Source organism: Paenibacillus sp. BR1-192 (genome assembly GCF_029542445.1).
GTDB classification, from domain to species: Bacteria; Bacillota; Bacilli; order Paenibacillales; family Paenibacillaceae; genus Paenibacillus_AQ; species Paenibacillus_AQ lautus_A.
Genome location: NZ_CP120718.1, coordinates 1,490,698 through 1,502,667 on the forward strand (window position 1 = coordinate 1,490,698; position 11,970 = coordinate 1,502,667).

10 protein-coding genes and 1 pseudogene are annotated in these 11,970 nt (G+C 54.0%); 7 read left to right on the forward strand and 4 right to left on the reverse strand.

The genetic code is table 11. From position 1 onward, the window contains the following. Positions 1 to 60 precede the first annotated feature (60 nt). The 3 genes from P0X86_RS06335 to P0X86_RS06345 all read left to right on the forward strand — a co-directional run bounded on the left by P0X86_RS06335 (position 61) and on the right by P0X86_RS06345 (position 3,897). On the forward strand, positions 61 to 1,023 hold the full coding sequence (locus tag P0X86_RS06335; RefSeq protein WP_277748136.1) for a phosphotransferase enzyme family protein: 963 nt from the start codon (positions 61 to 63) through the stop codon (positions 1,021 to 1,023). A gap of 306 nt (positions 1,024 to 1,329) precedes the next feature. Then, on the forward strand, positions 1,330 to 1,944 hold the full coding sequence (locus tag P0X86_RS06340; protein WP_096775120.1) for a hypothetical protein: 615 nt from the start codon (positions 1,330 to 1,332) through the stop codon (positions 1,942 to 1,944). 72 nt (positions 1,945 to 2,016) lie between these two features. Then, complete coding sequence (locus tag P0X86_RS06345; RefSeq protein ID WP_277748137.1) at positions 2,017 to 3,897, forward strand: cyclic nucleotide-binding domain-containing protein; 1,881 nt, start codon at positions 2,017 to 2,019, stop codon at positions 3,895 to 3,897. Between the two features lie 61 nt (positions 3,898 to 3,958). Here the strand turns inward: P0X86_RS06345 and P0X86_RS06350 are convergent, their stop codons facing one another. Together P0X86_RS06350 and pyk are read right to left on the reverse strand one after the other, a co-directional pair. Then, complete coding sequence (locus P0X86_RS06350; protein ID WP_277748138.1) at positions 3,959 to 5,173, reverse strand: L-dopachrome tautomerase-related protein; 1,215 nt, start codon at positions 5,171 to 5,173, stop codon at positions 3,959 to 3,961. A gap of 145 nt (positions 5,174 to 5,318) precedes the next feature. Beyond that, the gene (pyk, locus tag P0X86_RS06355) at positions 5,319 to 6,734 is read right to left on the reverse strand and encodes a pyruvate kinase (protein ID WP_009594353.1); all 1,416 of its coding nucleotides are present in this window, start codon (positions 6,732 to 6,734) and stop codon (positions 5,319 to 5,321) included. 175 nt (positions 6,735 to 6,909) lie between these two features. Here pyk and P0X86_RS06360 point away from each other — a divergent pair, with 175 nt between their 5' ends. Next, the gene (locus tag P0X86_RS06360) at positions 6,910 to 7,689 is read left to right on the forward strand and encodes a helix-turn-helix transcriptional regulator (RefSeq protein ID WP_096775124.1); all 780 of its coding nucleotides are present in this window, start codon (positions 6,910 to 6,912) and stop codon (positions 7,687 to 7,689) included. 44 nt (positions 7,690 to 7,733) lie between these two features. On the opposite strand, the gene P0X86_RS06365 is transcribed toward P0X86_RS06360, so the two are convergent. After that, entirely contained in the window at positions 7,734 to 8,690 is a 957-nt protein-coding gene (locus P0X86_RS06365) for an LCP family protein (RefSeq protein ID WP_277748139.1), read from the reverse strand. A gap of 184 nt (positions 8,691 to 8,874) precedes the next feature. Between P0X86_RS06365 and P0X86_RS06370 the strand changes: the two genes are divergently transcribed. Beyond that, positions 8,875 to 9,624 carry a MerR family transcriptional regulator gene (locus P0X86_RS06370; protein WP_277748140.1) on the forward strand — a complete coding sequence of 250 codons (750 nt, stop codon included), beginning with the start codon at positions 8,875 to 8,877 and terminating at the stop codon, positions 9,622 to 9,624. A gap of 341 nt (positions 9,625 to 9,965) precedes the next feature. Further along, a pseudogene (locus P0X86_RS06375) lies at positions 9,966 to 10,172 on the forward strand (KGG domain-containing protein); the annotation flags it as partial. 139 nt (positions 10,173 to 10,311) lie between these two features. Here P0X86_RS06375 and P0X86_RS06380 read toward each other — a convergent pair. Beyond that, positions 10,312 to 10,656 (reverse strand): winged helix-turn-helix transcriptional regulator, encoded by a 345-nt coding sequence (locus P0X86_RS06380; protein ID WP_277748141.1) that lies wholly within the window; start codon positions 10,654 to 10,656, stop codon positions 10,312 to 10,314. Positions 10,657 to 10,810: 154 nt separating this feature from the next. On the opposite strand from P0X86_RS06380, the gene P0X86_RS06385 reads away from it, so the two are divergent. After that, positions 10,811 to 11,749 carry an aldo/keto reductase family protein gene (locus P0X86_RS06385; protein WP_096775126.1) on the forward strand — a complete coding sequence of 313 codons (939 nt, stop codon included), beginning with the start codon at positions 10,811 to 10,813 and terminating at the stop codon, positions 11,747 to 11,749. Positions 11,750 to 11,970: the final 221 nt, after the last annotated feature.

The window sequence follows — 11,970 nt, forward strand, 5'->3', positions numbered from 1 at the left end:
TTACTTAGGATAAGTCGAGGTTTAAGTCCTCTCACGCTGTAGCGGGAGGAAAAAGAGCAAATGATGAAGTTAACGACGATGGTTCGCGGACTTGCTGGTGACAAGGCCGCCCGCGAGCTGATCCGCAACTGGGAGTTTGACGAGGGAACGCTGAAGTTTTGGCGGGCCAGTTCCAACTTCGTATATGTGTTTAACCGCGATGGAGAGCGTTATTTCCTCCGGTTTAATTTTGAGGAAGAACATACGGCCCAGCAGCTGGCGGCCGAGCTGGAATTCATGCAGTATTTGCTTAAGCACGAGTACCCTTGCGTCGCGCCGATTCCTTCGGTGAACGGGAAATGGATCGAGACGATTCAGGTACCGGAGGGGCAGTATCACGGCGTCGTCTTTAGCGCCGCCGGAGGGATTGCATTACATGCCACTCCCACCGCGCGCCAATGCAGGGACTGGGGGAAATCGCTCGCAAGGCTGCATACGCTGTCCAGCCGATATGAACCTGGAGCCGTAAGGCGAAGAAGCGTGGAGGACATCCTGCGTTTGATCGATCAGGTGCTGCGGCGGCATCCCGGGGAGCAGGATGCTATGGATGAGCTTCATCGGGTTAGTCTATGGTTGCAGTTCCAGCCCGCGTCGAGACAGACGTACGGCTTGATCCACTATGACTTCCAGCTGGATAACATCTTTTATGAAGCGAAGGAACGTTCATTCCACGTGATCGATTTCGACGATGCCATGTACCATTGGTATGCGGCGGATATCGTCACGGCTCTTGCCGATGCCGAGTCGGAGCATGACAAGCAGGCATTTCTGAAAGGGTATCGCTCGATCCGAAGCCTGGATCACGAGCTGGAGGCAGAGTTTTCAAGATTTCAAAGATTCAGCCGTTTGTACCGTTTTGCCAGCGTGCTGCGTTCCCTGGAGGACAGCGAGTTGGCCGATGTCCCCTCTTGGTATGAGGGGCTTCGCACGAAGCTGCTGCGCGATTGTGAGCAGGAAAGACAGGGGTTCAGGGAACCGTGGTAACCGCACGAGCCATGACGCGCAGCTTGGATGCTGGCTGCTAGCAGCCGGACGGCTTTAGTGGGCTAATCGAACCAGGAAAACCACATCGGGCACGGTGTGGTTTTTTGTCGCGGCTTCAAGGCGGCATCAGCCGAAATCATCCCCATGGATGGCATCGGGCAAGCAGCGAGCGGGCGGAAGCGAAAAAAACCCCTTCAATTTTATATAAATTGTCGAGAAATGGTAAATATTGCTTTGTTCGCCGTTCAGGCATTTGCTATGATTTTCGTACTAGGCACAAAGAATTAGAGGAATGGAGTTGAAACGATGAATCGAAAAATGATTTTATCCACGGCCGCGTCTCTTCTGGTCGGGGTAGTGGCAGGCACGGGCATCATGATGAACGACCAGGCTTACCAGTCGGTCAAGCAGGCCGTAGGAGGAAGCGCAACGAACAATGCCATTGGCGGGATCGGCAACGTCGCACAGATCGATCTGTCCAGCATGGATATTGAGAGCGCATTGATGGTCGTGCAGCAGCAGCGGACCCAGATGCTGGATGCGCAGCTTAACAACCAGATTCAGGACGTGCAGAAGCGGAACGAGGAAATCGCCAAGAAGAACGACGCCATGGCAGGCATTAACAGCGCCTTGACCGGAGAAGCGGTGGACGGCAAATATTCGATACCGGACGATCTTGCCGGCAAGCTGGCAGCGGAAGGCATCGCAGATGCATCCAAGAAGGAATATACGGCCGAGGAGCTCAATCAAGCCACGGAGAAGCTGAAGGGATCGATCGATAGTCTATCGAACTCCCAGCAAATGGACATGCTTCGCCTGCAGTCGATGACCAACAAGCGCAATGAAGCCTTTGACGTCATGACGAATTTCATTAAGAAAATGGAAGAATCACGCAGCAGCATCATCGGAAATATGCGATAATAGAGTCGTACATAATGAATAGAGAGGAATCTGCCGTCGGGCGGATTCTTTTCGTCTATGGAGAGAATGCAGATGACGACGAAGGCGATGGAGTTTTTGCGTAATCATACGCTGTTTCGCGGGGTGCCGCTGCATGAATTGGAAGGTGCCGTCCAGTCCATGCACGAGGAGCTGTTTCATGACGGGGATCCGTTGATCGTAGAGGGAAGCTACGGCAATTCCTGTTATTTCATCATGAGCGGGCAGGTTCAGATCGTTTCGAGGAATCTGATCGGCCACACGGTGACGCTGGACGTTCTGGGCGAAGGCGCGTTGATCGGGGAGGTCTCCCTGTTTCTAGAGGAAAAAAGGACTTCGGGTGCCCAGGCGATCGGCGAGGTAACGGCATTGCGGCTGGAGCAGAACGCGTTCAGCCGGCTTGCCGCGGCAAGCCCGATGTTTCACGAGAGCCTGTCGTTCTCGGCCCGAATCCGCACGATGCATGCGATGCTGAGCAAGGCGACGATCTGGGCCGCGATTCCGAACGCGGAGCTGCGCGGTCTTGCCGAGGTCACGGTCAGGCGGAAAGTATACAAAGGGGACGTCATTGTCGCGGAAGGCACCATGGCGGACCGTTTCTATATGATTGCCGAAGGACGGTTCGAAGTGCGCAGCGGGCGCCGGAAGAAGGCGGTCTATAAACCCGGGGATTATTTCGGCGAGATGGACCTGCTCAGCGGCGAAGCCCATACGGGCACGGTGACGGCGCTTGAGAACGGCGAGCTGATGGTGATGGGCCGGGATGAGTTTCATTTTGTCCTGCAGCAGTACGAACCGGTCAGGCGGCAATTTCATGAGGTGCTGCGGATTCGAAGACCCGAGCTTCTCAATGATGAGGTATCGGCGAAGCTGCAATTCACGGAGGCGGAGCAGGTGCCGGAAGCTGCAGTCGAGGCTGCCGCGACCCTGGAGGCCGTTATTCCGGCCCCTCCCAAAAAAGATCGCTGGATGGATGTGCTGCTGGCGCTCAGCGGCATTTTCGTTGCGTTCACAGGGCTTGCCATTTGGCTGAAACAGCCGGTTTGGATATATGCCGCTTTGATATCCGGCGGATTCGTTGGACCGGTTTCGTTTGTTGCTTATATGCGCAGCTCCCAGCTGCTCGGATTCAAGCCCATTCGGCTGGCAGCCGTATTCGCGGCTTCCGGCATCATCGCCGTGCCGGTTGCGTGGGTGCTGGAACGCTACTGGTCCGTCGGCAGCGGCCTGGAGACAACGACCATTGAGCATGTGCAGGCAGCGCTTCTGATCGGCGTTATCGAAGAAATTGCCAAGCTGCTCGTATGCTTCTTCTTCCTCCGCGGCCGCAAGCAGCGATTCCTGATGGATGCCGTAGTATTCGGAGCTGCGGCAGGCATGGGCTTTGCCGCGGTTGAGAGCATTCTGTACGGCTTCATGTATCTGCAGCAGCATGCGACTTCGGGGATGCTGGCCGTGCTGTGGGTCCGGGCGCTGCTGTCCCCGTTCGGGCACGGCACCTGGACGGCCATTGCCGCAGCCGGACTGTGGTATGGCCTAGGGAGATCCGCTAAACGGGGCTCGACCGCGCATCGGCTCCTGAGGATGGCTGCCCTGCTGCTGATCAGCATTCTGCTGCATGCGGCTTGGGACTATCCTTATGCGGCGGGCTTGTGGAAAATGGTCGGCATGGTCATGGTCGGGGGCATCGGCATTGCGCTGCTCTTTTCGCTCATTCGGCAAGGCACGAAGGAGGAAAGGGCGATGCATCGGGCCGTCAATCCCGCCCAGCAGGTAGAGGAACGGCTCCGGCAAGCGGTCGGCTCCGATTCGAAGCTCGGCGGTTCCGAAGGACCGGGCACTGCCCCGCCGTCTTTAACCTGCGAGGGTTGCGGCACCGTGTCGCCTGCAGGGACGCGGTACTGCGGCCGCTGCGGCCAGGCATTGCAGTTATAATACGAAAAGGGTTAGGCAGAGGGCTTGATAGCCCGAACTGCCTAACCCTTTTTCATAACCGTCAACCATATAAATACGACTTCACATCCCGGCCGATGTAGGCTCGCCATATAATCAGATTGTAAGGATCGTCCCAGTCGATGTTCTGCGGCTCCCCGAACATGCGGTGCAGTCGGTTGTTGTTGAAGATGATCGAGCCGCGCTGATCGAAAGCCACCCCGTCCACCCACAGCATTCGGTCATCGGACAGCAGCTTGTGAAATGAGCGTGTGCAGGGCGAATAATAACCGATGCCTTTGCCTTCCAGCATGGTGTAGAAGACATGGCCTTGATTGTCGGCATGCATGCCGTCGGTCGTCGTTCCTTTGCTGCCCAGAGCTTGAACGGCATTTCGAATGAGCGGATCGGGGGTATCGAAATTACGCAGCAGCCCCGTATCGACCGCATACAGATTGCGTCCGGTTACCTGGCAGTAGAAGAGCGTTTCGCGATCCGCCGCCAGGGCGATGCCGTCCGCGCCGATCCGGACCGGCTTGTTGCGGTAGACCGGCTCCGTATCGATCTCGAACCGGAACCTTGGCACGTCCTGCGTGCTGTAATGGCTGTCCAGGACCCGGCGGAATCTCTTCGTTCTCATATTGTAGACGATGATGCCCCCGTATACCTCGTGATCCGGCCAGCCGGAGCCCGAATCGGTGATATAAGCGTAACCGTTCCGGTTATCCACCACGATATCGTTCAGGAACGATGTCCGGGGCGGTGCAATATCATCCGGGATGACGATGGAGTCGATCAGGCGATTTGCGCTCAGGTCCCAGATGACCAGCTTTTGCGAGCCTTCGGGGGAGGTGTTATATGCGATTTTTCCTTGATCCAGAATCCACATCCGGTTATGTTCATCGATCTCGTAACCCAGGACGGATTGCAGCACTCGCACATCTCCCGGCGCATTCCACTCCCAGCTTGGAAAAGCATTCAGCACCGGCTTGCCGTTCACCATCACGATGGTGTTGAGCGTAGCGGGAACGCCTTCCGCCCAGCGCGGAACCGAAACATAGAAACGCCCCTGTCGGTCCACTTTGACGCCTGCAGGCATGCAGTGCTTCCAGTATTGATGCAGCTCGAACCGCTGCTTCATCGCAGCATTCGGAAAGTTCCAGTCCAAGCGGTTCCAGTGGAACAGCATTTGGTAAGGACTTGTTGGGTGATGAGCTTTCCTTGCATGGGGAAGGGCAGTCTGCTGCTGCATCCCCATAGGATGGTAAGGTATATACATTCTGGCAAGACCTCCGGTAACGTGTTCGGTTCACCCGAAACGGGCAGCGCCTTCCTTACGAGCTTATTCCTCTGAGTTCGTTATATGCCCGGAGGGTCGGATTGGCGCTGCTTAAATCATCGGAGAGGTCTTGTTGCGTGTTTCGTTACACTTGCAGAACCTTAATCAGATTCGTGTTGCCGGATTGACCGATCGGCACGCCGGCAGACAATACGATAATGTCGCCTTTTTCGATGTAGCCTGTCTTGATGGCGTTGCGGGTCGCGGACTCGAACATTTCGTCCGTTGTGGTAACCTTGTCGCCTTTTACCGGGATGACGCCGGAGAGCAGGCAGATTTTGGCCAGCACTTCTTCATGCTGCGTGACGGCGATGATCGGTGCTTCCGGACGATATTTCGAAATCATCCGCGCCGTAAATCCGCTCTCCGTTGACGTAATGATGGCTTTGGCATTCAGCACGAGGGAAGAGCTGACCGCGCCTTGGCTGATGACCTCGGTAATATCGGCTACTTGTTGTCTGGATTTGAAAGCGAACTGGTCCTTATAATCGATCATGGTCTCGGCGCGGCGGGCGACTGCCGCCATCGTACGCACGGATTCCACCGGATATTTGCCAGCGGCGGATTCTCCGGACAGCATGACCACGTCTGCGCCCTGGATCACGGCGTTCGCCACGTCGCTCACCTCGGAGCGGGTAGGGCGGGGATTGACCTGCATCGATTCCAGCATATGCGTTGCCACGATAACCGGCTTGCCTGCCAGATTGCATTTATCGATCATTTCTTTCTGCATCATCGGCACTTCTTCGATCGGCACTTCGACGCCAAGGTCGCCGCGGGCAACCATGATTCCGTCGGAGGCTTCAATGATGTCGTCCAGGTTCTCCATGCCCTCTCCGTTTTCGATCTTGGAGATGATCTGCACATGCTCCGCGCCGCGTTCCTTCAGGATGCTGCGGATTTCGCGGATGTTGTCGCCATGGCGCACGAAAGATGCGGCAATGATCTCTATGTCGTTGTCCAGTCCGAAGCCGATATGCATGACATCACGCTCGGTGACGCCGGGCAGCGTCGTTTTGATGCCGGGCAGGTTGACGCCTTTGCGCGGTTTGAGCACGCCGCCGCTGACGATTTTGCAAAGAATGTCCGGTCCGTCGACGCGAATGACGTTCAGGTCCACGAGGCCGTCATCGATCAAGATGCGGTCTCCCGGTTTCACGACTAGATTCAACTCGGCATAATTGACCGAGATGCGCTGGGCGTCTCCCAGAATTTCTTCGGTCGTCAGGATCAGTTCCTCACCCGGTTTCAGAAGGCAGGAAGCCTCTTTCAGCTTGCCGATCCGGACTTCGGGACCTTTAATGTCCATCATGATCGGGACATACGTGTTTAATTCGGATGCGGCCTGGCGAACATTCCGAATCCGGGCCACGTGATCCTCCGGCTCGCCATGTGCCATATTCAATCGGGCGACCGTCATCCCCTCCTGAATCATATTTTTCAACAGCTCGATGGAATCGCATGCCGGCCCCATCGTACAGATGATTTTTGTCTTAAGCATGGTTGGTTGTTCCTCCTTTGTATTTGCACCCTGCGGCAATGTTGCAGCACTCGGGCTTCTAGAAATGTAAAGCTTATGAACTACCCTAATGATCACATTGTAGCCTGTCTTGTCGAATCATGATATGAACTATAGTACAATGAATGGATTATAGTAATGCATATGAGGTGAAATTATGGTCACTCCGGTTGAAGTTCGGCAAATTAGCGGCGTCGATTGGTATGAGGAAGCAGACCATGGAAAGAGCGCATGGCGGCTAAGCGTGACGACCTATGGAAAATGCGTATATTGGGTGAATGGAGATAAGCAGATTATGGAGAAGGGGGAACTGCTGCTTATTCCGGCCGGCGTTCCGTATTACGGCAAAAGCATCCCTACCGTGACGCACACGCAAATGGTCGTTCAATGGACGGGAGAGCCGTCCACGGCTTTATCCGCGCTTGAACGGGAAGAAGCGTTGAAGCATAAGCCGGGCTGTTACGAATTGATCCACGAACGTTTGAAGGCGATCCACCAGCAGTGGCGGGAGCGCCCGTCTTATTATGCAATGATGATAGAAGCATTATTGACAGAAGTGTTGATTTATATCAGCCGAGAGCTGGATCGGGGCGTTATCACGCCTGAGAAGCACTTGCATGCGGAACGGATGAAATCTTACATTGAGCGGCATTACCGGGAGAGAATAACGAAAGAGGAGCTCGGCGATGCCATCGGCAAAACGCCCAATTACGCTGCGGCGCTCTTCAAGAGCGTCACGGGACAGACGATCAGCCAGTACGTGCACGCCCAGCGGATGAAACGGGCAGCCTATCTGTTGACGGAATCGCAGCTGACGGTACAGGAGATTGCGGTATTTCTCGGCTATCAGGACCTCTCCTACTTCTACAGAATCTATAAGCGGTTCACAGGCAGTGCTCCGTCGGAGCTGCTGCATGAGCGTCCGCGGACGGTCTAGCCGAAAAAAAGAGGGCATACGCCCTCTTCGTTTGCTTGCCGGCTTTATTCAGCGGCATCGCTTTCGAACAATTCCTTCACGTACTGCCGCAATTTGTTTTTATCCACGCCGAGCACCTGGGCCCGTCCGACCTTCTCGTTGGTCAACAGCGAGAACGGCGGGATCTGCTGCTGATCGACTTTGTCCAGGTTCACGTCAAACCCGAGCGCCATCAGCTTCAGCATTTCCTTCGGGCTTAAGTCCGTCTCGATGTAAGGCGCGATCGAATCCAGGATGCCGGGCAGCTTGATGAGCGAGCTCGTGGTCTGCATTTTCTTGGCGACTTCCGTCATGAGAATCCGTTGTCTTTCGGTACGGGCAAAGTCGGACCTCGCATCGTGCCGGAACCGGACATACTGCAGCGCCATTTTGCCGTCGAGGTGCTGCAGCCCTTGTTTTAAATCGATGTCGTACATATGCTTGTCGGCTTTGCTTGTGTAATACATGTCTTTCTCTACTTCAATGTCGACCCCGCCGATGGCGTCGACCAGGGCGATGAATCCGACAAAATCGGTGTAAACATATTTATGTATGGGCAGGTCCAACAAATCGCCGATGGTCTGTCTGGTCAGCTCGATGCCGCCGTAAGCAAAAGCCGAATTCAGCCTTCCTTTGCCATGACCGGGGATGTCCACGTAAGTGTCCCGCAAAATCGAGAACAAATGGGCGCTTTTCGTAACGGGATCGATGGAGGCCACCAGCATGGTATCGGATCTTCCGGCATCGTCTCCCCGGGAGTCTCCTCCGATCAGAAGAATATTGACGCGTTCTTTGCCCTCCCACTTCGGAATTTCAATGACCTCTTCCTGTGCGGCCCCCGTGCTGCCCGTTGGCTTCACCGGATTTGAAGCGGTCGAGATTTGGTTTGAGAATTGTATGATAGCGTAGGTATAGTACGAGATAATCCCCAAGATTCCAACGGATAATAAGAGCATGGCGTATTTGAACCATTTCCTTTTCATCGTTTCCTATAACATCCTTTCTATTAAACTGATTGCATAATGGACCATTCTAGCAAAATAATGAGCAAAAATCATATTTTCTTGAGAAAAGCGATTCCGGAGATTCGAAAGATCCGGGATCCATGATCATGTTGACTCTCCTCCAAGGGGAGGCCTTAGACTGTAGATCGAAGGAGGGAACAGCATGCTGTACACGGTAAAAGAGGTTTCGGAACTGTCCGGGGTAACCATCAAGACGCTGCATCATTATCACAAAATCGGACTGCTGCAGCCTGCCGAGATCAGCGATGCGGGGTATCGCTTGTACGGCGCGGCGGAACTGGAGCGCTTGCAGCAAATCCGGTTCTACAGGGAGATGGATTTTCCGCTGGAACAAATTAAAGAGCTGATGGAGGAAACGCCGGATCGGCTCTCCATTCTCAAGGAGCAGGAGAAGCTGCTCCTGGCCCGGTGGAATCGGCTGGAGCGCGTTCTGCAGACGTTGAGGCAGTCCATAGAATACGTTGGGGAGGGAAGACGAATGGAGCCGGAAGAAATGTTCAAAGGGTTTGATAGCGAAGAAGAGTGGAAGGATGCCTTGGCTGAGCAGAATCAACATTTGAAGGAGCGGTACGAGGTGGATTTGCTTGACGGTGCACCGATGGATGTTCCCAATGTGAACGAGCAAGCGAAGGAAGCGGCAGGCTTCATGGCCGGCATGGCCAATGCTTTGAAAACGGGAATCAGGCACGATGATGAGCGTGTTCAAGATGCGATCCACGAACATTTGCGATTTATGAACGAGCATGGCCACGCTTTTACCGCCGCCGATTTTGCCGGGCAAACGAAGTTTTTCCTGCACGATGAATTCCATCTTCGGATGCTGGAAGAGCAGCAGACGGGGCTGGCTTATTATCTGCATGCGGCTGCAGAGGCGTATGCGAATCTGACGTAAATCCTATGATGAAGCCGCGCGAGCCGCGGCTTTTGTCATTTCTGACGCATACATGGATTCCGCATGAACCAGCCGGTACGGTTTCAGCGGCGAGGAGAGCCGCGAATGGCGTTGGGCGAACGGCCTGCTGCCAGACGGTACCGGCAATTTCGAATACGTGGCGAATCCGGCGGCTTATGGCGACGTTCCTGTATTAAATCCTCCCTCCAAACCAGCACTTTACGCTGGGAACAGGTCCCTATGTGGTGAGCGAAGGAATCGAAAAGTAATGTTTAATTTTTTTCCGAAGGGTTAAATAGATGACGTAGCAGCAACAAAAAACAACTTAGGAGTGATGAACAATGGCTAACAACAACGGCAACAAAATGAGCAGAGAAGAAGCCGGACGCAAAGGCGGCGAAGCAACGGCCAAGAATCACGACAAGGAGTTTTACCAAGAAATCGGCCGTAAGGGCGGAGAGGCCACATCGGATTCCCACGATAAGGAGTTCTACGAGGAAATCGGCCGCAAAGGCGGAGAATCCCGCGGCAATCAAAACAATAACGATTAAATGAAGTCGACAATCTAAAAATAGCAAGCTTTTAACAAAGCAGCGGCGGTTCCCGTTAAACGGAATCCGCCGCTGCTTTTTTTGAGCTAACCGTCGGGTTCGGATCGTTTGCCGGACGCTGTCAGCTATCTTGAATTTAAGTCCACCGTGCTGCCCACAGCTTCATTTCCTTGCAGATGACATGCAGGTCCATGCCCTTCGGCGTTAGGGTGTATTCCACCGTAACCGGAACGGTAGGGAATACTTCGCGCTCCAGCACGCCCTGTTCTTCCAAGTGGCGAAGCGTCGTGGTCAGCGCCCGCGGGCTGACATTCGGGATTTGCCGCTGCAGCTCGCCAAATCGTTTCGTGCCTCCAAAGAGCTCCCGAATGACGAGAAAAGCCCACTTTCCCCCTAGGACAAGCAGCGTTTTTTCGATATTGCATTCGATATGTTCGGGAGTTTTCGGTATGTAACTGCTCGCTTTATTTCCCACAACCATAGGCTCCTTCCGGTATTCTATTAACTATACTCCAGTATATCAGCTATCCTTCCTATAATATAGTGAAGAACTTTTCACTTCTTCCGTGGGAATAGGAACTACTTTAGAATAGTTCATGTAGCATCCAAGTTAATCTATTGAAGGAGGATTTGCCATGAAATACAGAAGATTAGGACGCACAGGTCTCAAGGTCAGTGAGGTCAGCTTGGGAAGCTGGCTTACATACGGAGGTTACGTTGAACGCGAGAATGCGGTTAACGCGATTAAAACGGCTTATGATCTGGGCATTAACTTCTTTGATACGGCGAATGTTTACGAGAAGGGCGCAGCCGAAGTATTGGTAGGCGAAACCTTGAAAGCGTATCCGCGCGAATCGTACGTGCTGGCCACGAAGGCCTTCTGGCCGATGGGTGACGGCCCGAACGACCGGGGTTTGTCCCGCAAGCACATTATGGAGCAGGCGCATGCCAGCTTGAAGCGCCTTGGCCATGATTACGTGGATATTTTCTACTGCCACCGCCATGATCCGGAAACGCCGCTGGACGAGACGCTTCGCGCGATCGACGACCTTGTTCGCCAGGGCAAGGTGCTCTATGTCGGCGTCAGCGAGTGGCAGGCATCGCAAATTGCGGAGGCATTGACGGTAGCGGATCGTTACCTCCTCGACCGCATCGTGGTCAATCAACCTATCTACAATATGTTTGAACGTTATATTGAAAAGGAAATCATTCCGCTCAGCGAGCGCTCCGGCATTGGGCAGGTCGTATTCTCCCCGCTGGCACAAGGCCTGCTGACAGGGAAATATACCTCTGCCTCCGATATTCCGGCTGACAGCCGTGCCGCGAAGCTGGAATGGATGCGCAAAGGCATTACCGAGGAGAAAATCGCGAAGGTTCGCGAGCTGGAGAAGATTGCGGCAGAGCTTGACGTGTCCGTGGGCAATCTGGCGCTTGCGTGGATTCTGCGTCAGCCGAACGTAGCCAGCGCACTGGTCGGCGCAAGCCGTCCGGAGCAGGTAACCGAGAATGCGAAGGCATCCGGTATCGAGCTTAGCGAAGATGTTCAGACTCGCATCGAGGAGATTCTGAAATAGGAATCGAATGCACCCTATCTCGGTGATCCGGGAGACAAGAGAACCCGGGGATAACATAATAGATTGGTTTAATAAGGTGGCTTCTGACTTGGTTCAGGGCCATCTTTTTTTGCATACTCCTGATCATGAAGTTTTCTTCACTCAGCTTGGCGTATGTTTAGATGCTTGAAAAATACCGATTGTCCTTTATAATACTCTCTAGTAATATTATAATACTGATT